Below are 20,995 nucleotides of genomic sequence, written 5' to 3' on the forward strand. Positions count from 1 at the left end.
GCCTGACATTTTTCACGGCCCCTGACCCCTCACCCATGCAACGGGCATCCGCCACCCTCCTCGTCACGGCACTGTCGGTGATGTGCGGCTCCGCCCCGGCCCAGAGCGTGGACAAGCGCAAGCCCCCCGCCACCACCGCCACTTCCCCCGGCAGCGCAGCAGCTGACAAACGCAGCGCAGCGCCGTCCCGGGCAATCGTGCGGCCGGTGGTCAAGGACGGCGAAGCCGAAGCCCGCCTGATCGAAATCTACAAACTCGCCGGCCAGGCCAGGGGGCGCGAGGCACTGGTCAAGGCCGAGCGTCTGGTCAATGACCACCCCAACTTCCAGCTGGCCCAGCTGGTCTACGGCGACCTGCTGGCCGCCCGCTCCCGACCGCAGCGCGCGCTGGGCGACGTGTCCGACGGCACGGCCAAAGCCGGGGCCAGCACGCTGGCCGAGCTGCGCCAGGAATCCCTGATGCGGCTGAAGGCGCTGCGCGAGCGGCCCGCGCCTGGCACCATTCCCTCGCAGTTCCTGGCGCTGTCGCCGCGCAACAAACATGCGATCGCGGTCGACGCCTCGCGGGCCCGGCTCTACCTGTTTGAAAACACCGACACCGGTCTCAAGCTGGTGAGCGACTACTACATCTCGGTGGGGAAATCCGGCATCGAAAAATCCGTCGAGGGTGATTCGCGCACCCCGCTGGGGATTTATTTCGTCACCAGCAACCTGGACCCGAAGTCGCTGAAAGACTTTTACGGCTCGGGCGCCCTGCCCATCAACTACCCCAATGCGCTGGACCTCAAGCGCGGCAAGACGGGCAGCGGCATCTGGCTGCACGGCACGCCGCCGGCCCAGTTTTCACGCGCGCCGCAGGCCAGCGACGGCTGTGTGGTGCTGGCCAATCCGGATCTGGAGCGCATCATCCGTACCGTGGAAGTGCGCACCACGCCGGTGGTGATTGCGCAAAGCCTCACATGGGTGGCGCCGCACGGCATCAAGGCCGACAGCAAGTCCTTTGAGGAGGCGCTGAACAGCTGGCACCAGGCCAAATCGGTCGGCGACCTGGCCACCCTCACCAACCTGTACAGCAGCGACTTCAGCAGTTATGGCAAGACGCGCGACGACTGGACGGCCCAGTTGCGTTCCGAGGCCGACAAACGGCGCGGCCGCTCGGTGCAACTCAAGGACGTGTCCTACCTGCGCTGGACCGACAGCACCGATACCATGGTGGTAACCTTTGGCGAGGTGCTCAGCGGCTCGCGCACCGGCCCGGTCCGGCGCCAGTACTGGATGCGCCAGGGCAAGCACTGGAAAATATTTTTTGAAGGAGTGATTGGATGACTTTCAGCAACAAGGCCATCGGCAGGCGTGCCTGCCTGGCGGTCGCAACGCTGGCCCTGGTGGCCGGTCAAGCCTGGGCGCAGGGCGCGGCCAGCGCACCCAGGGTCAGGTTTGCGACCAGCGCCGGCGATTTCGTCGTCGAGGTCTATCCCGACAAGGCACCGAAAACGGTCGCCAACTTCCTTCAGTACGTCAGGGACAAGCACTACGACGGCACGGTGTTTCACCGCGTGATCGACAACTTCATGGTCCAGGGCGGCGGCTTCGATGCAAGCTACGCGCAAAAGCCCACACGGCCGCCGGTGGTGCATGAGGGGCGCGAAGCGCTGGCCAAAGGCGGCGACAAAAACGTCGTCGGTACGCTGGCCATGGCGCGCACCAACGACCCGGACTCCGCCTCGTCGCAGTTTTTCATCAACGTCAGGGACAATGACTTCCTCAACCCGAGCGCCCAGTCCCCGGGCTACACCGTGTTCGGCAAGGTGGTCAGCGGCATGGACGTGGTCGGCAAGATCAAGGCCAGCCCCACCGGCCCGGGCGGCCCCTTCCCCAGCGACGTACCCCGAACACCCATCCTCATCAACTCTGCAACCCTGGTCAAATAAACCCCCATCATGAGCAACCCCAAAGTCGAACTCCACATTGCCGGCCACGGCGTCATCACCCTTGAACTCGATCAGGACAAGGCACCGAAATCGGTGGCCAACTTCCTCAGCTATGTCAACAAGGGCCACTACAACAACACGGTGTTCCACCGCGTGATCCCGGGCTTCATGGTCCAGGGCGGCGGTTTTGAAGTCGGCATGAAACAAAAACCCACCGACGGCGAGATCGAAAACGAAGCCAACAACGGCCTGAAAAACGACCACTACACCGTGGCCATGGCGCGCACCAATGCGCCGCACTCGGCCAGCTCGCAGTTTTTCATCAACGTGTCCGACAACGCCTTCCTGAACCACACCGCGCCCAATGCATCGGGCTGGGGTTATGCGGTGTTCGGCAAGGTGGTGGGCGGCACCGACGTGGTCGACAAGATCGCCGCCGTCAAGACCGGCCGCAAGGGCTTTCATGACGACGTGCCGCAAACCGATGTGATGATTGAAAAAGCCGTCCTGCTGGCCTGATCTCCGCCTGGACTGAGCCCGTTCAAGTTCAGCCCGTGAAAATCCCGTCGACCGTTCCCCGGATTGCGGAGCTCCAGGCACCGCCTGCCTGGGGCACGGTCGATTTCATTTCCGACCTGCATCTGCAGGCGGCCGATGGCGCCACGTTTGCCGCCTGGCGCGACTACATGGAAAGCACCCCCGCCGACGCGGTGTTCATTCTGGGCGACCTGTTTGAAGTCTGGGTCGGTGACGACGTCGTTGATGCAACGGCAGGGACGACAGGAACAACGAAAGAGCAAGGCAGCTTCGAGGGCCGCTGCGCCCGCCTGCTCGGCCAGACGGCCGGCCGGCTGGCGCTGTTTTTCATGCACGGCAACCGCGACTTCCTGGTCGGCCCGCGCCTCATGGCGCTGTGCCACACCACCTTGCTGGCCGACCCGACCGTGCTGGCTTTCAACAACCAGCGCTGGCTGCTCTCGCACGGCGACGCCTTGTGCCTGGGCGACGTGGACTACCTGCAATTTCGCCGCGAGGTGCGCAGCCCCGCCTGGCAACGCAGCTTTCTGGCCAGGCCGCTGGCCGAGCGGCAGGCCATTGCGCGCGGCCTGCGCGAGCAAAGCGAGGCGCGCAAGCAGTCCGGCGCCCCTTATGCCGACGTGGACGGCAGCGCGGCCCGCGAGCAGCTCGAAGCCGCCAACGCCCAGATCCTGATTCATGGCCACACCCACCGGCCGGCGGTGCACGACCTCGGTCACGGCTACTCACGCGTGGTGCTCAGCGACTGGGACGCCGCAGCGGCCGTGCCGCGCGCGGAAGTGCTGCGCCTGACGGCCACCGGCCTGCGCCGCATCCCGCTCATCCCATGCTGAACTGGTTGCGCCAGCTGTTAGGAAGCACGCCACGCGCCGACACCATTCCCGACGCCCTGTGGCAGGCCACGCTGGTCGCCCACCCTTTTCTGGCCGAGCGACCAGCGGCGCAGCGGCTGCAGTTGCGCCGCCTGGTCGGCGAATTTCTGGCGCACAAGGAATTTACTGGTGCGCACGGCCTGGTGGTCACCGACGAGATGGCGGTGGCGATTGCCGCGCAGGCCTGCCTGCCGGTGCTGCACCTGGGCCTGGGCTGGTACAGCGACTTCGTCGGCATCGTGGTTCACCCCGGGCAGATGATCGCGCGCCGCGAAATGCAGGACGCCAGCGGTGTCGTGCATCGCTACAGCGAGGTGCTGTCCGGTGAAGCCATGGAGCGCGGCCCGGTCACGCTGAGCTGGCAGGACGTGGCCTCGGCCGGCGCGCTGGCCGGCCACGGCTACAACGTCGTGATCCACGAGTTCGTCCACAAGATCGACATGAAGGACGGCGCCGCCGATGGCTGCCCGCCCCTGCCCTCGCGTGCCGCGCACAAGGCCTGGCACGAGGTGATGCAGCCGGCCTACGACGCCTTTCGCGAACAGGTCACCATGGCCGAACGTTTCGGCGGCGAGCCGCCCTGGCTGGACGCCTATGGCGCCACGGCCCCGGCGGAATTTTTTGCGGTGAGCTGTGAAGCCTACTTTGTGAACCGCGAGCGCTTCACGCAGGACTTTGCGACACTGACCGCGCTGTTTGACCAGTTTTTCAAGGTCAGCCGGTCTCCAGCCCTTTAAACACGGGCGCAGTCAGCTATTTAATTAATAGCAAACTATTGAGCGTTTCAAAACGCGTGACCATCGGAACGCTCAATCCCTCACCCCGCCCCTCTCCCAAAGGGCGAGGGCGAGTGAGGTCCAATTCGCTGTCGTGTATTTGGAAAAGATCAATAGTGCGGTTCCACGCGGCGCGCCGGGGCGACGCCGCAAGGACGCAGCCATTTCAGCGCTTGATCAGCGCCTTCAGCACATTCTGCAGACGCCGCACATGCGCCGCGTCATACGGCGCGGCCAGCACTTTGGCCGCGTCCTCACCCCAGGTCTGCGCCGGCGCCGGGTCGTTGCGTTTGGTCAGCAGCACCAGTTGCAACATGCGGCGCGCGCTGATGTGTTCGGCCGGCGTCGGCAGCTCGGCGGCAATTTCCAGGCGCAGCAGGGTCTCCGCGGCATCCCCTTTGGGCGCCGACGACAGGGCCTTCATCCACGCGCTGCGTGTGGCCGGCGTCACCAGCTTGCCCAGGGCCGGCGTATCCGGCAGCAGCGCGGGGTCGCGTTTTTCCCAGGCCGTCAGCAGGTTGGTCAGCACCTCGCCATGCGCCTGTTCGGACAGTTTGCGCAGCGCCTGCTGGGCGTGTTCGAAAGCTTCGCGCTGCGCGCGGAAGGCTGCGTCCCCCAGCCGTGGGCCACGCTCTTCGTAGGCCGGCCTGTCGCTGAAACGGCTCTCACGCTCGGGGCGGTAAGGCTCGAACTTGTTGTCGGCCGGCCGGTTGCCGCGGCCGTCGGGCTTGCCGCCACCGGGGCGCGCATCCTTGCGGTCGCCGAACTTGCCGCCGCGGCCTGCGGGCGCAGCTTCGGCCTTGCGCATGCCGGGGCGGTCATCGCCGCGCATGGCCACCACCGGCTTGGCGGGCTTGGGCGGCGGCGCGGCCGGTGCCGGCGCAGCTTCTTCTGCTTCCGCAGCGGGTTCGGCGGCGGGCTCGGCAGCAGTTTCAGCCTCGGCCGGGGCCTCCTCTTTTGCTACTGTTTCAGGAGCGGCTGGCGTAGGTGCATCGGGCGCTGACGCTTGATTGGACTCCGCATCCTGAGGTGCTTCGGTCGCTGCAGGCGCAGACGCAGGCGCTGCTGCGGCAGCCGGTGCAGCCGGCTTGAACTGCCCGCGCAAACCGGCTTCCAGATCGGCCATCGCGGTGCGGATTTTCTGCACGTCGCCGGTGGCGTTGGCGGCGTCCAGGGCTTTGGACAGCTCGAGCACCAGGCGGTCATGTTCGCCCAGAGCCGACGCGGCTTTTTCACGCTCGGCGGTCTTGCGCTGGAAGGCGTCGTCGATCGGTTTGCGGAAAGCGTCCCAGAGTTTTTGCTCCTGCTTGCGCTCGATCGGCACCGCCTGTGCTTCGTGTTGCCAGCGCTGCTGCAGTGCCTTGACGGCGTCGATGTGCAGCTGCGGCTCGGCGCCCAGCACCTGCGCCTCCTCGATCATGGCCTTGCGGCGCGCCAGGCTCTCGGCGCGTGCGGCTTTGAGCGGCGCATCGGCAGCATCCATCGCGGCCTTCCACTGCGGCTGGATCTCGGCAAAGGCTTTCTCGCCCAGATGGCCGGCGGCCGTCCACTTCTCGACAAAACCGTTGAGGCTGCGGATCTGGTGCTTCCAGTCGGTGTTGCCCTTGTTGGCCTCGGCCCAGGCCTGCACTTCGTCGATCAGCGCGCGGCGCTCGGCCTTCACGGCTTCGCTTTGCTCCTTGACCTTCTCGAGCCAGACCTCGACCACCTTGTGGGCTTCGTTGCAGGCGTCGTCAAACCGCTTCCAGAGCGCGTGGTTGGGAATGCCACCCTGGTCGCTGGTTTTCCAGAGTTCGCGCATGGCGCGCAGCGCCTCCTGCTGCTTGCGCCCGCCCAGGGGCTTGGCGACCAGTGCTTCGGCCTTGGCCACCAGTTCCTCGCGGATCTGGTCGGCACGCCAGCGCTGCCAGCCTTCGAGTTCGCCGGCCGCCGTCAATGCGGCATGTGCAGCGGCTTCGAGTGCGCTGTCGATGTTGCGGATGTTTTCCTTCAGCGCCTGACGCAGCTCGGCCGCAACCTTGGGCGTGGATTTGCCATGGCCTTCGGTGACCTCATGCTCGAGCTTGGCCAGCGCGGCCTGCACGATGGCCGCTGATTTTTCACGCATGTCTTTGAGCACGGCGGGATCGATCTTGACCTTGGGCGCACGCGCGGGCTGCTCACCGGCAGCGGCGTCGCCGCCACGTGGCGTGCCGCGTCCGCTGCGCAGTTCATCGGCCCAGACCGGCACCGCCGGCAGCGGTGCTGCGGCGTCTTCGGCGGCCGCGACGGCCAGCGACAGCGCGCCCTGAAAAGCTTCCCACACTGCCAGCAACTGGCCGCGCGAGGCGTCGAGCAGCGGCGGGAACTTGGCGTCCACGCTGGGCCAGTTGGCGTCCTGCGCGAGTTCGTCGGCCTGGGCCTGCCAGTGCGTCACATCGGCGCGCAGGGCTTCCCACACGCCTTGTGCGTCGCGCCAGGGTTTGGTCGACAACACTTCAATGCGCTGGGCAATCAGCACGGCGGCTTCGCGCTGCACCTGGGTGCGGTGCTGCAGGTCTTCAATCGTCTTGACGCGTTCGGCCAGCTGGGCTTTCAGGCCGGCCAGCGGCTCGCGCGACAGCGGTGCACCGGCTTTGGCGGCATCACGCTGCCAGGCCAGGGCGTCGGCCATGTTGAGTTTTTTCAGGGCCAGCAGGGCATGGCCTTTTTCAGCCCACTCGGCGGCCACGGTCTCCTGGCTTTTCAGGCGCTTGGCTTCGTCGAGCTTTTCCTTGAGCGGCTTGGCAGCACCCTTGTCGCGGTTGGCCAGGTCCTTGTAGACCTCGGCCATCTGCTCGGCCGTGGGACCGGTGGCGAGCCACTCGCGGATGCGCGTGGTACGTTCACCCGACGTGGGCGCGGAGAAAGCCCCGCCCGTCAGGCCGTCGAGCGGATGGCTGTCGGCGCTCTTGGTGGAGGGCGTTTTCACGGCGGGGGTTTCGGGCTTGGCAGATTTGGACATGGGGAAACGCAGCATATGGATAAGTAGGACCGGCGAAGCGGGGACCCTCATGGATCAGGACATTGCAGGTCTGCCCCTGGGGCTTGACAGCCTGCCGGCATCAGCAGGCACAGGGTGGGACCGGCGTAAAAAAGAGGAGCCGCTGGGCAAATGCACGCGACCCCGACCCAAGCTTCAGAAATAAAGCAATGCAGCTATTTTCGCTGTTTTTAAGGCATCGCCAAATTAAGTTCGGCGCGCGGTGTCCATTTGGCGTCCGAAGGAACACTTTTGGGTGCACCCAGGAAGAGCCTTCCGGGCGAAACACCCCCGGCAGCGAGGTAATCCCTGACCGCCACGGCGCGCTGCACAGCAAGCTCGCGCATGGCGTTGTCGTCCACCGCGATGCCGGCCATCAGCAATTTTTCCATCCCGGCAACGGGCAGGTCTTTGGCCAGGCCCACCAGGTTGCGTGGTTTGGCCAGGTCGGCGCGCTGGTAGACCTGCTTGAGCAGCGCCGGATATTCCGCCGCGCTGACGCTTGCCACCTCGTCTGTGCTGCCGCCTTCCCGCACGATGGCGCGGCGCTTTTCGGCGCGCAGCATCGCGTCGAGCCGTGCACGCCGCCAGCCTTCCCGCTCGGCCTCGAGGCTGCTGGTGCCGACCACGGTCAGCTGCAGCGCCGGACGGTCGGCCAGCGCCTTGCCCACCTTGTCCAGCCCGGCCTGGCCTTCGGGCGCCAGCAAGGCACTGCCCGATGCAAAACCAACCACGCCGAGCTCTTCGGCACTGCCGCCGAATGCGCCGGCCATCAGGCTGAACGGCGCGGTGATGGCCTTGGCAATCAGGTTGAGGATGACCTTGACGATGACCGGGCCCAGGCAGAACTGCGGATCATTGAGCGAGCCGCTGATGGGCAGGTCGATGTCGATCACCCCGTTGCGGTCGGCCAGCAGGGCGACGGCCAGCTTGACCGGCAGGCTGACGTTCGAGCCTTCGACCTTGTCGCCAAAGCCGAGCTGGTTGAGCACCAGCTTGTTGCTGGCGGTGAGCCGGCCATCGGGCAGCACCACGTAGTTCACGTCGACACTGAGTTTGCCGCGGTTGATGCCGTAACCCGAATACTTGACGGCGTAGGGCGACAGCGGCGGCAACTCCAGGTCAAGCACCTTGCCAGTGATGTCCAGCGCCAGTGGTTTGGCCAGCGGGTTGAGCTTGCCGAGGATTTCCAGCGAAGAGGTGCCCTCGGCCTTGCCGCGCAGTGCCAGCGTGGCGTCGGTCTTGCGGGTCTGGGCAAACGGCGTGCCGACGGCAGCAGTGTCGAAACGGCTGCCATTGAGTTTGAAGGCCAGGTGCGGAGAGGTTTTGACCTCGCGCCGGGAGCGCAGGTTGCTCAGAAAAGGTATCGACAGGCGCAGGTCGCGCACCACATGCGTCCGGCCTGCCGGGAGGTCCGCAAAGTCAAGACGGCCGTCGCTGAGCACAAGGTTGTAGAGGGCAAAACGCACCGGATTGCCGGCCGGTTCGTCGGCCGGAGGTTTCAGACGCGCAAGGATGTCGTCAACGTCATAACGGCCCTGGCCCAGATGGGTGAGCGAGAGCGCCAGGCCATCGACCTCGATGGCGTCGGCGACCGGTGCAAGGCGCAGCAGTGACTGCATTTCTGCATCTATATAGAGACGTGCAATTTTCAGCTGGGGCGCCCCTGGGGAAAGCAGGCTGTTTTCCGGCCCACGCCAGGCGCTGCCGGGCTGCCGGCTTTGGCGATGACCAGGTCGCTGAGGGTCAGCTCCATCGACCAGGGACGGAAGTCCACTGCGCCCACCGTGAGCTGCCGGCCCAGCTTTTCAAAAACCGCTTTTTCAAGTTGCGACTTCAGCACCACCGGCACCAGGGCATAGGCCAGCACCCAGAGCAACACCAGACCACCCATGGCCCAAGCTGCGCGGCGATGCCAGAGCGGTGAACGCAGCACGGCCGCTGCTTTGCCGGGAAGAGACTTGAGGAGACTGGAGAGTCGGGAGGGATTGCGTTTCAGTTCATGGCCGGGCATAGGCCTTGAATCATGGCCGGGCATAGGCCTTGAGTCTTGAACGCGCGGGGGAAAAGGTCAATGACTGATTGGGCTGATTGGGTGAAAAGGCCCGGCACCAATTAAAAACCCCGGACAGCAAGGCCGACCGGGGTTGACGGCGAGCATGATGCTCATGCCGTCTGGGCTTCGCAAAGAAGAGAAGATCGTCTCCAGTGCGATGAAAGCAAGTGATTGCTCTCAGTTTGACCGGGGTTGGTTACCCGGCTGATGCTTGAAGTACTCAAGCAATTGCAGATTAGACCTCCAGCGCCCGCGGCGCAAGTCGAAATTTGTAATCAAAAATCAGCCCGCGATTGCCATTTTCTTCTGAGTTACATCTTTGCGCTCCTGTCCTACATGGCGATGAGGCATTGGCCGCATCTCCCCCCAAAACAGTCCTGCTCGAATGCTCCGGCACTTTCTCTGAAAAACGCTGCAAGCACTTGAGTTAAAAGCCCTTACTGGCAAAACATACAGCCTTTTTCTCAAAAAACCGCTTCAACTTCACGACCTAGAGAGAAACCCCAAAAAACCGTTCAAACGGGAGAAACAGGGGGTCTTGACCGCTTATTTCAACTTTTAATGCATTATTTTGCATATCAAACAGACTTGATATTATTGACAAGTTATTTAGAGCCCTCTTAGAATCCGCCGTCCCACTCAAAACCACGGGACAACCCGAATCCGCTGCCGAACCCGGCAAAGTCAGACAAGGGGTCAACACCCCAAGGCAAGGCCTTGGTTTGATGGCGACCCAATCAAAGCGTACGGCTCAAAAAAGTCGATGCGCATAGAAAGGAGTGCTATGACAGCGCCAGAACAATCCACCCCCGCATCGGTAATGCGGACACTTCAGAAAAACGTGAGCAACAGTCTGGCAAACATTGCCGACGACATCGCCCAGGGCTTTTTTGAAATTACCCACAACAGCTTCGCGCTCGTCGGCCTGGCCGTCGTGTTCGCCGTGATCACGCTGACCGCCCGCCCCGACCTGCGTCAGGCCGGCGAATCCCGGCTGATGACCTGGCTGCAGGAGCGCCAGGAAGCCGCCATTGGCTTCACCGAGCCTGACGCCATCGACCGGGCCACGGCCGCCAACCCCAAAGACCTGCCCCGGCAGCAGGCGGCACTTGCCTTCTGGCTCAGCAGGAAGTACGGCGTTGCACCTGAGCCCTTGAGTGTGCTCGTCGCGGAAGCCTTCGAGATCGGCCAGAAAGCCAAGCTGGACCCGACGCTGATCCTGGCCATCATGGCGATCGAATCGGGCTTCAACCCGTTTGCGCAAAGCCCGGTGGGCGCCCAGGGCCTGATGCAGGTCATGACCAACATCCACCATGCCAAATACGAGAACTTCGGCGGAAAACTCGCCGCCTTCGACCCGGTCACCAACCTGCGGGTAGGTGTCAAGGTGCTGCAGGAATGCATTGCCCGCGCCGGCTCGGTGGAAGCCGGCCTGAAGTTTTACGTGGGCGCAGCCAATCTGGAAAGTGATGGCGGTTATGCCGCCAAGGTGATGGCCGAACGCGCCCGCCTGCTGGCTGTTGTCGGTGGCCGGGCACCGGCCTACATGACGACCGTACGCCCGCCGCTGGCCATTCCGGCGTCCCTGCCTGCGAACACAGACGCTGAAGACCTGCCCGGCGACAAAGTCGCCAGCCTCGCCAGCTCCTGAGCGCGACCCGGCCTTTCACAGGCCGGTGGTCAGCCAGGCGCCGGGTCCGTTACACTAGGGGTGTGCGCGACTGGCGATAGGCAGCCCCCTGTTTTGCAGGGCGACTGCTGACGTGGGATACCACTGGGAAGCGCACCGCTGGGCTCAAACAATGACCACAGCGTTCAGCCGTTCGCCTGGGCAGCCCTTGTTTCATTCATCCGATGACAGGGACCACGTCTTGAAGGACTGCCATGTACGACCGCACCATTCTTGTGGAACAAACCGACCCCGAATTGTGGGCGGCCATCGTAGCTGAAAACGCGCGCCAGGAACACCACATCGAGTTGATCGCCAGCGAAAACTACGCCTCGCCCGCCGTGATGGCCGCGCAGGGTTCGCAACTGACCAACAAATACGCCGAAGGCTATCCCGGCCGCCGCTATTACGGCGGCTGCGAACATGTGGACGTGGCCGAACAGCTGGCCATTGACCGCATCAAGAAAATCTTCGGTGCCGAAGCCGCCAACGTGCAGCCGCATTGCGGCGCCTCGGCCAACGAAGCCGTGTTCCTGGCTTTCCTCAAACCCGGCGACACCATCATGGGCATGAGCCTGGCCGAAGGCGGCCACCTCACCCACGGCATGGCGCTCAACATGAGCGGCAAGTGGTTCAACGTCGTCTCCTATGGCCTGAACGACAAGGAAGAGATCGACTACGACGCGATGGAGCGCAAGGCCCACGAGTCCAAACCCAAGCTGATCATTGCAGGCGCCTCGGCCTACAGCCTGCGCATCGACTTCGAACGCTTCGCGAAAGTCGCCAAGGCCGTCGGCGCGATCTTCATGGTGGACATCGCCCACTACGCCGGCCTGGTGGCCGCGGGCGTGTACCCGAATCCGGTGCCGCACGCCGACGTGGTGACATCGACCACCCACAAGAGCCTGCGCGGCCCGCGCGGCGGCATCATCCTGATGAAGGCCGAACACGAAAAAGCCATCAACAGCGCGATCTTCCCCGGCCTGCAGGGCGGCCCGCTGATGCACGTGATCGCCGCAAAAGCGGTCGCATTCAAGGAGGCGCTGGCGCCCGAGTTCAAGACCTACCAGCAGCAAGTGCTGAAGAACGCACAGATCGTCGCCGAAACGCTGACGCAGCGCGGCCTGCGTATCGTCAGCGGGCGCACCGAAAGCCACCTCATGCTGGTGGACCTGCGCGCCAAAGGCATCACCGGCAAGGAAGCCGAGGCCGTGCTGGGCAACGCCCACATGACGATCAACAAGAACGCCATTCCCAACGACCCGGAAAAACCGATGGTCACCAGCGGCGTGCGCATCGGCACCCCGGCCATGACCACGCGCGGCTTCAAGGACGAGGAAGCGCGTTTGACAGCCAACCTGATCGCCGACGTGCTCGACAACCCGCGCGACGCCGCCAACATTGATGCGGTTCGCGCCAAGGTCAATGCACTGACGAGCCGGTTTCCGGTTTACCGTTGATGGGCTGGTGCATGTGCAAGCGCTACTCTTTTGATAGCTGCTTGCGCATTCCCTGTGCGGGCCAGAGGCCAATAATGCTTAAAAGTTCGGGCGAAGCCGCATGAAATGCCCTTTCTGCGGCCACCTTGAAACCCAGGTCGTGGAAACACGGGTGTCGGAAGACGCAGACTTCATACGTCGCCGCCGCCAGTGCGGCGCGTGTGAAAAACGCTTCACCACCTACGAGCGGCCCGACGTCAACTTTCCGGCCATCGTCAAAAAGGACGGCCGCCGCATCGAATACAAACGCGGCAAGATCCTCGACTCCATGAACCTCGCGCTGCGCAAGCGCCCGGTCAGCACCGAACAGGTGGACTCGGCCATAGAGCGTATCGAGGAAAAGCTGCTCAACCTAGGCCTGCGCGAGGTCCCGTCGGCCCGACTCGGCGAACTCGTCATGCGCGAGCTCAAAAAGCTCGACAAGGTCGCCTACGTGCGTTTTGCCAGCGTCTACCGCAGCTTTGAGGATATTGACGAATTCAAGACGCTGGTGGATGAAGTGCGAAGGTAGGGCCCCTAGTAGAAGCACCAGTTACCGCAGTCAGGCCTTGATCACAGCAGATTAGTGGTAGCTGGAGCCCGACGGTCGGAGCCAGTGATTTCAAGCACGGTTCCTATACTGAACCCATGCCACAGTCTTCAACTGCCTGCCTGAAACCATTACGTTCCAATCCTGATCGGCCCTGGCTTGCCCCGCGAGGCTCCATGTCGGGATTCACCATCATTGAGCTGATGGTCACGATGGTGATTCTGGGCTTGATTCTGGCGTTCGGCCTGCCGAACTTGAGAGAGTTTCTGGTGCGCAACCAGGCCGCCGCCATCACCACCGAATTTTCCAGCGACATCGCCCGGGCCCGAATCGAAGCCATCAGCCGAAACAACTGTGTGACCATTTGCATGTCCAGCAACACGGCCAATGCCTTGACGGGCGGCACACCAACCTGCGCAACGACGGGCGACAACTGGCAAGCCGGCTGGATTACTTTTTCCAACCCCAGTTGCAGCGGCACCCAGAACAATCCGACCACCAATGGCTCCAGCCTGATTTCAGTCCGACAGGCAGGTTCTGACGCATTTCAACTGAAGGCCAACCCCACGGCTGTGCGGAGGTTCATGTTTGAGTCGAGAGGCCTTGCCAATAGTGGTCAGTCGAACTTTACGCTGAGCTATGAACCGGAGAGTGTCAGCAGCCCTCACTATCGATCTATTTGCATCAGCTCAGCGGGACGAGTAACCATCAAAGAGTATGCAGGGGTAAGCGCATGTCCATGATAACCAGCCAGCGAGGTGCGGGCTTGATTGAAGCCCTCGTAGCCATTCTTGTGCTGTCCATAGGCCTGCTGGGCATGGTGGGCATGCAAACGGCCTCCATCAAATACGAACAGACCGGATGGGTGAGGTCCGCGCTTTCTTCCAACATCAGCAGCCTTGCAGACCGTATCCGGGCCAACGCCAGTGCGGACGCTGATGCCTACACTTTTTCCAGAACATATGCCGCCGAACGTGCGTCCATCGAGGCCACACCTTTGCCCAACACCTACCTCACGCCTGCTAAAGACTGCAACACGACGGTTTGCACCAACGCCGAACTGGCCACTTATGACCTGGTGGTCTGGCGCAACGACCTGAATCAACAACTCCCAGGCGCCGTGGGTTTTGTAACCCCCACGGGTGTGAAAGGGGTTGATTTGCGTTTCGGCGTCACTGTCGCCTGGTTCAACAAAGACAACCTGGACGGCACGACCTTGCGGCAGCCCGAAATATGCCCTGACCCCGCCGTGGGAACCACAGGCATTGCCGCCCGCAACTGCTGCCCGGCAGCGGTAGGAACTGCCGCGGCCCTGGCAGGCATTCAGTGTGTCAACCTGGAGATTATTCCGTGATCAAAACCGGCCATCACCGTAAGACATTCTTGGGCGCGCAAAGCGGGCTGAGCCTGGTCGAACTGCTGGTGAGTCTGGTCATCAGTCTGGTGATCGCGCTGGCGGCCGCCGCCGCCTATCTGGGAACGCGCAGTACCGCCACAGCGGTGGCCAACATTGCGGGCATGAACGAAACCGGGAAACTTGCGCTGGACATGGTCGGACGCGAGTTGCAGATGGCCGGGTACTACCCCGCCATCGTTCCCACGAGCAACGCCAACCTCAACCTCATGGGCCGGTTCAGCAACACAAAAAACACGGCTATTGCAGCCTACAACCAGGGGTTGTTTGGCTGTGACGGCGGCGTGTTTAATCCGACCACAGGGACGTGCCCCGCCGCGACCGCCGGCGCACCTGACTCAGTGGTGATCAATTATTTTGCGACGGCCGAACTGGACGCAGCAACCTTCGTCGGTGGCTTCGATTGTCTGAGAGTCAACGTTTCTGTGGACCCCAGCAACGTCGTTCAGGCGGCGACGGGACGGCCTCTTTATGTTTCCAACCGGTTTGGACTCACCAATACAAATTACACCAAGCCGGGGCCAGGCGGCACCACACAAACCGTCACCACCAAAAGCCTTGCCTGCAACGGCAATGGAAAAGCCGCGGAGGACACCGTGTATCAGCCCCTCTTCGAGGGGATTGAAGACATGACCTTTGCCTATGGGGTGCATGACGGCACGGGAAGCCTTTCTCCGCAAACTTATTACACAGCGGCAGAAGTGACCGCTTTACCCACTGTGGGAACCTTGACCAGCTGGCAACGCGTCACCGCTGTGCGGGTTTGTGTGCTGACACGCGCGCCCGACAACATCAGAACCCAGGACAAGGCCGGCAGCTTGCGCACCTATGCCAATTGCAGGGGCGCCACCGTCACTTACGCCGCGTCTGACCGATCTCTGTACAAGAGGTATGAGCGTGTATTTGCGATCCGCAACAACCTGAACGGAACTTTCTGATGAAGCCTGGCATGTTTCGACGAAGCCAAACATCATCGGGTCACGCCGAAAACGGCGTTGCGCTCCCCGTGGTCCTGATGTTTCTCCTGGTCATCACCATCCTCGGTACGCTGGGCATCCGACGCGCCACCACTGGCGAAACCCTGTCCAGAAACCAGCTGGACTATGAGGTGGCACGGCAGGCAACCGAGGCCGCCCTGCGCGATGCCGAGCGCGATCTCTTGCTGAATGCATCGGCCATCATGCCCAACGCCCTTTGCTCACGCGGTACTGACAGACCGCTAGGGAGCGCGCTTGGTTCGCCCGCCTTTGACACCAATTGCCCGCGCGGCCAATGCCGGTTTGAATTGTCTTATTACGACGCAAGCAACTACACCACGGTCACCAACCCTGAACCCTGGTGGCCCACGATCAACGCCAAACAAGGCCGTTGGGACGGTGACCCCGCCAGTGCGGCCAGCGCCAAACCGGGTGACGCCACCGGCGCCAACACCAATTGCACCTTTAACGGCTCCGTCCCATTGGGAACCTTCACCGGTGTGGCACGCATCGCGGGTGTGGCGCGGCAGCCTGAATACCTCATTGAATACCTTGCCCGAGCGGACGACAAGGTGATGCGCATTACCGCGCGGGGTTTTGGTGCCGACATCAACACTGAAGTTGTCATGCAGACCTATTTCCGACCGTATCTGCGATAAGGAACACGCCATGAAAAAAATTCTGACCATTGCCGGGCTATTTCTGGCGGCTGCTTTTTCGCAAGTCACTGCTGTCGCAGCGCCCTTGTCGCCGGCGATTCCGCCCAACATCGTGACCTCCACACCGCGGCCGATGATCATGCTGAACATGTCGAAAGACCACCAGCTTTTCTACAGGGCTTATGACGAATTTTCCGATCTCGACGGAGACGGACTGCCGGAAACCACCTACAAGCACAGCTTTAACTACTACGGCTATTTCGACTCCTACAAGTGCTACAGCTACAGCGGTACCCAGTTTGAACCAGCAAGTACCAATACCGATAAATACTGTTCGGGAAATTGGAGCGGAAATTTTCTCAATTGGGCGACCATGACACGCGTGGACGTGGTTCGCAAGGTCCTGTATGGCGGCTACCGATATACCGACACTGCCACGGACACCGTGCTGGAGCGGGCCAACCTGCCGACCGACGCCCATTCATTCGCCAAGTATTACAAGGGTGATGACCTTGCCCAACTCACGCCCTTCACCGCATCCCAGCTGGCAGCATCGGCCACCATCAGCAACAACGATAACGACAACGCCAGGCGGCAGGTCCGGTTTATTGCAGCCAGCAACAAGGCGTATCGAAACAATGACGGCAACGCGCCATCTGCAGCAACTGCAACAACCTGCGAAAGCAAGGTCGTCGCTTATTACGCCACGCAGGATCCACCCACCACGCCTCCACCCGACTACCACTGCGTCACCCACTCAGTCACCCTAAGTGGCGCGTTCACCATAGAGGTGGGTGATCAGGTCAGGGCCGTTGACCAGGGCAATGCGGCACGTTATATGGAGGGTGTTGCGCTGGAGGTCAACAGTACCGATGGCTGGTTCAACATGGTGGTCACACCAAGCGGTTATGTAACACCGGGTAGCGCAAGCAGCAACTTCAAAAAATGGACCATTCAGAATTTAACGCAAACCTCGGCCACCATCTGTAACACCACTCTCGGAGTCGGCGATAACACAAAGGTCAATGGCTGGTCGCATACAAATACCAACCCACCTTTGATGCGTGTGGCTCGGGGCGACTACCAGTTGTGGAATGCCAACGAGCGGTGGCAATGTTACTGGAGCGGCGAAAAGAGTGCCTCCAATGGCAACAATGTGGGCATCACAGGCCTCGGGGCAGGCTCAAGCAACCCAGACGCCACAAAACAAGGTGTCAAAATAGGCACGGCCGGACCGGACTTCGTCGTCCGCGTGAAAGCCTGCGTCTCAACACTTCTTGGCACCGAAAACTGCAAGCTGTATCCCGATGCAAACTTCAAACCGCAGGGGCTGCTGCATGAGTATGGCGAAGGCAACCTGGCCGAGTTCGGGCTGATGACCGGCTCTTTTGCCAAGAACATCAGCGGCGGCGTACTTCGCAGCAATATCGATTCCTTTCGCAGTGAAGTCAACTACACCACTAATGGCACCTTCACATCGGTACAGGGCATTGTCTACACACTCAACAAGCTCAGGGTATACGGCTACCGTTACAGTGACGGCACCTACATTGGCGATGGCAACTGCACTTACCAGCTCACCTCGCTAACCGACAACCAATGTACGAGCTGGGGGAATCCAATGGGCGAGATGTTCACGGAATCCCTGCGCTATCTGAGTGGGCTCGCACCGAGCTCCATCTACGACTACACCCAGTCGGGCTCCAAGGACGCGGCCATGGGACTTCCCAAACCGGAATGGATCGACCCCGTAAACCGCGCCAATGCTGCAGCCAAAACCGCAGCCGACGCAGCATTTGGCCAAGGGCAGTGTCGCGCCATCAATGCCATCAACTTCAACTCCAGCGTCACGTCTTACGACAGCAACACGGGTACGCAATGGAGCCCGTTTTCGACCTTACCGACCAGCCCCAGCCTGGTGAACATGATCAACGTCATTGGCAACGATGAGGGCATCCACGACAAAAGCTGGTTTATTGGCAGCAACGGAACGACAAACGACGGAACTTGTACTGCCAAAACCATCTCCAGCCTGGCCACAGCCACTGGACTGTGTCCGGATGCCCCCTCCTATGCCGGGTCTTACGCGCTGGCTGGCGCTGCTTATTGGTCCCGCACCAATGCTGTGCGTACCCCCACAGCGGCGCAGCTCAAAGCCAACGCCGATGCCTTCAAAGTTAAGAGCTTTTCAGTGGCACTGGCGCCTGGTAAACCGCGTATAGAAATTCCGCATCCGACGGTGGCTGGTCAGAAAATTGTTCTCCAGCCCTCTTACCAATTGCTGGTGGGAGGCGGGATTGGCAGCGGTACCCTGGTCGATTTCCGTGTGGTCGGCACCCCAACAGCAACTTCCGGGAAATTCCTGATCGTCTGGGAAGACTCGGAACAAGGGGGTGACTACGACAGCGATGTCTCCGGCATCCTGCGTTATGAAGTTGTCGACGGCAAGCTTTACGTTTACACGCGTGTCTTCAATGCGGCTTCGGCGAATCCGCAAGGATTTGGTTACACCATCTCAGGGAGCACCAGAGACGGAGCGCACTTTCACTCAGGTATTTACGGTTATAACTTCACGGATGGAACTACCCTGTCTGTGAAGCGCACAGACGGTACCGTACACCCCAATATCAACACCTCAGGCGGTTGTTCAAATTGCCAGTCCAATCAGGACGAAAGCCGCGCGGAATATACCTTTGGTGCCGCGTCCGCCGGGCAATTGCAGGACCCGCTCTGGTACGCGGCCAAATGGGGTGGCTTCAGCAAGAACGAGAACGTGACCAGCCCACCGTCTGATCCCAAGGTCTATTTTGAGAAGCCTACGGCCGATAAAGCCAACTGGGACACCAAAAAGCTCGACGGTACATCTGGCGCTGACGGTTTCCCGGACAACTATTTCCTGGCGATTCGGCCAAGTGAGCTTGAAAAAGCCCTTAGAGCGGCGTTCAGTGCCATCGTGGGTGCCTCGAACACTGCCCCGGCCGTGGCGTCAGCCCAGATCCAGTCTGGCAGCCTGAAGTACCTGGCCAGCTTTGACGGAGACGACGGGCATGGCGAATTGCTGACCTTTATCGTCAAGCCTGACGGTAAATTTGATATCCGCCTGAAAACAGACGGCACGCTTGACCGCGAATACTATTACTGGGCGGCACACACCAAGTTGACGGCCCTGCCAGCTGCGTCGCGCCAGATCATCACCAATGTCGGCAACTCGAGTGGTTTTGCTTTCTCATGGGCTGCGCTGTCCAACGCCGCCAAAACGGTGGCTTTTGGGGGCACCAACGCCACCGCAGAGGCCAAACTGAATTGGCTGCGCGGCAGCAGGGCCGACGAAACCCCCAACGGACTGCGTTTCCGTAAACGCAACGCCAACTCCATCATGGGTCCGGTGGTGAGTTCAAACCCCACCGTCACGTCACCGCCAAGCGCAGACTTTTTCGGCACCCGATTTCCCGGGTATGGGAATTTTGTCACCACGTACAGGGGCCGCAAGAGTATTGTCTGGGTAGGCGCGGGAGATGGCATGCTTCACGGCTTCAATGCAGCCACATCTGCATCAACAGGTGGTACACCCATTGTTTCCTACGTCCCGCAGCTTCTGCATTCGCGCTTGCAGGACTGGGTGGATCCGGCCGGCGAAAAAGTGCAGGCCTTTCAGGATGGAACCCCCTACTCGGCTGATGTGCTGCTGGGTTCGACCATTACCAATACAGGGGATCCCGCTTACGATGCCGCCGCGCCTACGGCCGCATGGAAAACCTATTTATTTGCCTCCCTGGGACGCGGCGGCAAGGGCATCTTTGCGTTGGACGTGACTGACCCGGATGCCTTGACGGAAACCAACGCTGCCAGCATCTTTAAATGGCAGTTCTCCGAAGCAGATGACAGCAGCGGCGACCTGGGCTACAACCTGGCCCAGATGGGAACAATCAGCCGCGTCAGCGAGCAATCCGGAGCGGTCGCAAAAATGAACAACGGCAAGTTCGCCGTGCTCGTGCCGAACGGAATCAACAGCACCAATGGCTCGGCGGCCCTCTACATCCTGTTTGCCAATGGCCCTTACAGTGGTGTCTGGTCACCTTCAACCAATTACGTCAAACTTGTTGCCGATGTTGGACCCAACAATGGGCTGTCGCAGGCAACCTGGATTGACACGAACAATGATGGCGTTGCCGACTATATTTACGCGGGGGACTTGAAAGGCAATTTGTGGAAGTTCGACGTGTCAAGCGCCAACCAGGCCAACTGGAAGGTCGCGTACGCGAATGCAGATGGAACGAACAAACGCCCATTGTTTGTCGCAAAGCAATCTGACGCTTCTGCACTTCGTCTACCTATCACGTCTGCGCCCGAGTACCGCTTTCATCCGCTGGGCGGCGTTGTGATCAATTTCGCGACGGGGAAATCGGTCGCGTCATCGGACTTTCCGGACGGCTCGGGTCGGAATCACGCCATCTTCGGCATCTGGGACGCTCCGCTATATTCAAGCGCCGCCTATGTTGCAGATCCAACTTTGCTTGACAATGCAACAACCGGCCTGCCCCGCCTTCGTACCCAGCTGACAGCACGAACATTCAATCGGATCACCGTCGAAGATTCGGATCCGACGAACGGAATTGTCGGAGAGGGTTATGTCACCGGAAGCGCCATGGACTGGACCAGCAAGAAGGGGTGGTATGTCACGCTTCCAGACACCTCTGAAATGGTCGTCAGTAATCCGACGATCACTCAGGGCCTGCTCGCCACTGTCTCCATTGCGCCCGCCGCGACAAGCGCCGATGTATGTTTCAGCGGCCCAGTCGCCTATGCCACATTTGTGGATCCCATCACCGGCCTCCTGGACTCAAACGTCTTTGGAACGATTACCATCGGTGGCGTCACCTATCGCACCGCGTCGATAAGAATTACCGACCAGCGTGTTACCTTCTCGCGAGATGCGACCAACACCGCATGTGCAGCAGGTCAACAGAATTGCACCCGCATCATCGGTGAAACAACCGATGAAACAGCGCAATCGCCCAATGCTTCGGCGCGGATTTACTGGCGTGAGATTCCCTCCTTCAAGACAAGGTAAGGCAA

15 protein-coding genes, 1 pseudogene and 1 riboswitch are annotated in these 20,995 nt (G+C 61.4%); of the genes and pseudogenes, 13 read left to right on the forward strand and 3 right to left on the reverse strand.

Going from position 1 to position 20,995, the window contains the following annotated elements; all coding sequences use genetic code 11:
* The first annotated feature begins 35 nt into the window (after nucleotides 1–35).
* From PSV40_RS13890 to PSV40_RS13910, 5 genes are read left to right on the forward strand one after another with little or no spacing between them, the layout of a single operon-like run.
* The gene (locus PSV40_RS13890) at nucleotides 36–1,325 is read left to right on the forward strand and encodes a L,D-transpeptidase (protein WP_300538643.1); all 1,290 of its coding nucleotides are present in this window, start codon (nucleotides 36–38) and stop codon (nucleotides 1,323–1,325) included.
* Nucleotides 1,322–1,930 (forward strand): peptidylprolyl isomerase, encoded by a 609-nt coding sequence (locus tag PSV40_RS13895; RefSeq protein ID WP_300538647.1) that lies wholly within the window; start codon nucleotides 1,322–1,324, stop codon nucleotides 1,928–1,930. Before PSV40_RS13890 ends, PSV40_RS13895 begins: the two co-directional genes overlap by 4 nt.
* Before the next feature lie 9 nt (nucleotides 1,931–1,939).
* Nucleotides 1,940–2,449, forward strand: coding sequence for a peptidylprolyl isomerase (locus tag PSV40_RS13900; RefSeq protein ID WP_300538649.1), 510 nt, complete (start codon nucleotides 1,940–1,942; stop codon nucleotides 2,447–2,449).
* Nucleotides 2,450–2,484: 35 nt separating this feature from the next.
* Complete coding sequence (locus PSV40_RS13905; protein WP_300538651.1) at nucleotides 2,485–3,300, forward strand: UDP-2,3-diacylglucosamine diphosphatase; 816 nt, start codon at nucleotides 2,485–2,487, stop codon at nucleotides 3,298–3,300.
* Nucleotides 3,294–4,076, forward strand: coding sequence for a M90 family metallopeptidase (locus PSV40_RS13910; protein WP_300538654.1), 783 nt, complete (start codon nucleotides 3,294–3,296; stop codon nucleotides 4,074–4,076). Before PSV40_RS13905 ends, PSV40_RS13910 begins: the two co-directional genes overlap by 7 nt.
* A gap of 205 nt (nucleotides 4,077–4,281) precedes the next feature.
* Here PSV40_RS13910 and PSV40_RS13915 read toward each other — a convergent pair whose 3' ends face one another.
* The 3 genes and pseudogenes from PSV40_RS13915 to PSV40_RS13925 form a co-directional block, all read right to left on the reverse strand.
* On the reverse strand, nucleotides 4,282–7,098 hold the full coding sequence (locus PSV40_RS13915) for a DUF349 domain-containing protein (RefSeq protein WP_300538656.1): 2,817 nt from the start codon (nucleotides 7,096–7,098) through the stop codon (nucleotides 4,282–4,284).
* A gap of 209 nt (nucleotides 7,099–7,307) precedes the next feature.
* A pseudogene (locus tag PSV40_RS13920) lies at nucleotides 7,308–8,339 on the reverse strand (DUF748 domain-containing protein); the annotation flags it as partial.
* Nucleotides 8,340–8,767: 428 nt separating this feature from the next.
* Complete coding sequence (locus PSV40_RS13925) at nucleotides 8,768–9,052, reverse strand: hypothetical protein (RefSeq protein WP_300538661.1); 285 nt, start codon at nucleotides 9,050–9,052, stop codon at nucleotides 8,768–8,770.
* A 940-nt stretch (nucleotides 9,053–9,992) separates the two neighbouring features.
* Between PSV40_RS13925 and PSV40_RS13930 the strand changes: the two genes are divergently transcribed.
* The 8 genes from PSV40_RS13930 (at nucleotide 9,993) to PSV40_RS13965 (ending at nucleotide 20,990) form a co-directional block, all read left to right on the forward strand.
* Nucleotides 9,993–10,823, forward strand: a complete 831-nt coding sequence (locus PSV40_RS13930; RefSeq protein WP_300538814.1) for a transglycosylase SLT domain-containing protein — start codon at nucleotides 9,993–9,995, stop codon at nucleotides 10,821–10,823.
* Between the two features lie 56 nt (nucleotides 10,824–10,879).
* A riboswitch (ZMP/ZTP riboswitch) is annotated at nucleotides 10,880–11,012 on the forward strand.
* Between the two features lie 44 nt (nucleotides 11,013–11,056).
* Nucleotides 11,057–12,301, forward strand: coding sequence for a serine hydroxymethyltransferase (gene glyA / locus PSV40_RS13935; protein WP_300538663.1), 1,245 nt, complete (start codon nucleotides 11,057–11,059; stop codon nucleotides 12,299–12,301).
* 100 nt (nucleotides 12,302–12,401) lie between these two features.
* A complete protein-coding gene (gene nrdR / locus PSV40_RS13940) occupies nucleotides 12,402–12,851 on the forward strand; it encodes a transcriptional regulator NrdR (protein WP_293595722.1) in 450 nt (149 codons plus the stop codon).
* Nucleotides 12,852–12,967: 116 nt separating this feature from the next.
* Complete coding sequence (locus PSV40_RS13945) at nucleotides 12,968–13,612, forward strand: GspH/FimT family pseudopilin (RefSeq protein ID WP_300538665.1); 645 nt, start codon at nucleotides 12,968–12,970, stop codon at nucleotides 13,610–13,612.
* Nucleotides 13,603–14,223 (forward strand): type IV pilus modification protein PilV, encoded by a 621-nt coding sequence (gene pilV, locus PSV40_RS13950; protein WP_300538668.1) that lies wholly within the window; start codon nucleotides 13,603–13,605, stop codon nucleotides 14,221–14,223. Before PSV40_RS13945 ends, pilV begins: the two co-directional genes overlap by 10 nt.
* Nucleotides 14,220–15,221, forward strand: a complete 1,002-nt coding sequence (locus PSV40_RS13955; protein ID WP_300538671.1) for a PilW family protein — start codon at nucleotides 14,220–14,222, stop codon at nucleotides 15,219–15,221. The genes pilV and PSV40_RS13955 overlap by 4 nt, the downstream gene beginning before the upstream one ends.
* A complete protein-coding gene (locus tag PSV40_RS13960) occupies nucleotides 15,221–15,919 on the forward strand; it encodes a PilX N-terminal domain-containing pilus assembly protein (RefSeq protein ID WP_300538674.1) in 699 nt (232 codons plus the stop codon). The genes PSV40_RS13955 and PSV40_RS13960 overlap by 1 nt, the downstream gene beginning before the upstream one ends.
* 10 nt (nucleotides 15,920–15,929) lie before the next feature.
* Nucleotides 15,930–20,990 (forward strand): PilC/PilY family type IV pilus protein, encoded by a 5,061-nt coding sequence (locus tag PSV40_RS13965; RefSeq protein ID WP_300538677.1) that lies wholly within the window; start codon nucleotides 15,930–15,932, stop codon nucleotides 20,988–20,990.
* The last annotated feature ends 5 nt before the right edge of the window (nucleotides 20,991–20,995 follow it).

Source organism: Polaromonas sp. (genome assembly GCF_029945925.1).
Classification (GTDB): Bacteria; Pseudomonadota; Gammaproteobacteria; order Burkholderiales; family Burkholderiaceae_C; genus Polaromonas.

What these genes read in the sequence shown, in the direction of transcription:
- PSV40_RS13890 (WP_300538643.1), top strand. Translation starts at nt 36, where the DNA reads ATGCAACGGGCATCCGCCACCCTCCTCGTCACGGCACTGTCGGTGATG.
- PSV40_RS13895 (WP_300538647.1), top strand. Translation starts at nt 1,322, where the DNA reads ATGACTTTCAGCAACAAGGCCATCGGCAGGCGTGCCTGCCTGGCGGTC.
- PSV40_RS13900 (WP_300538649.1), top strand. Translation starts at nt 1,940, where the DNA reads ATGAGCAACCCCAAAGTCGAACTCCACATTGCCGGCCACGGCGTCATC.
- PSV40_RS13910 (WP_300538654.1), top strand. Translation starts at nt 3,294, where the DNA reads ATGCTGAACTGGTTGCGCCAGCTGTTAGGAAGCACGCCACGCGCCGAC.
- PSV40_RS13915 (WP_300538656.1), bottom strand. Translation starts at nt 7,098, where the DNA reads ATGTCCAAATCTGCCAAGCCCGAAACCCCCGCCGTGAAAACGCCCTCC.
- PSV40_RS13930 (WP_300538814.1), top strand. Translation starts at nt 9,993, where the DNA reads ATGCGGACACTTCAGAAAAACGTGAGCAACAGTCTGGCAAACATTGCC.
- glyA (WP_300538663.1), top strand. Translation starts at nt 11,057, where the DNA reads ATGTACGACCGCACCATTCTTGTGGAACAAACCGACCCCGAATTGTGG.
- nrdR (WP_293595722.1), top strand. Translation starts at nt 12,402, where the DNA reads ATGAAATGCCCTTTCTGCGGCCACCTTGAAACCCAGGTCGTGGAAACA.
- PSV40_RS13945 (WP_300538665.1), top strand. Translation starts at nt 12,968, where the DNA reads ATGCCACAGTCTTCAACTGCCTGCCTGAAACCATTACGTTCCAATCCT.
- pilV (WP_300538668.1), top strand. Translation starts at nt 13,603, where the DNA reads ATGTCCATGATAACCAGCCAGCGAGGTGCGGGCTTGATTGAAGCCCTC.
- PSV40_RS13960 (WP_300538674.1), top strand. Translation starts at nt 15,221, where the DNA reads ATGAAGCCTGGCATGTTTCGACGAAGCCAAACATCATCGGGTCACGCC.
- PSV40_RS13965 (WP_300538677.1), top strand. Translation starts at nt 15,930, where the DNA reads ATGAAAAAAATTCTGACCATTGCCGGGCTATTTCTGGCGGCTGCTTTT.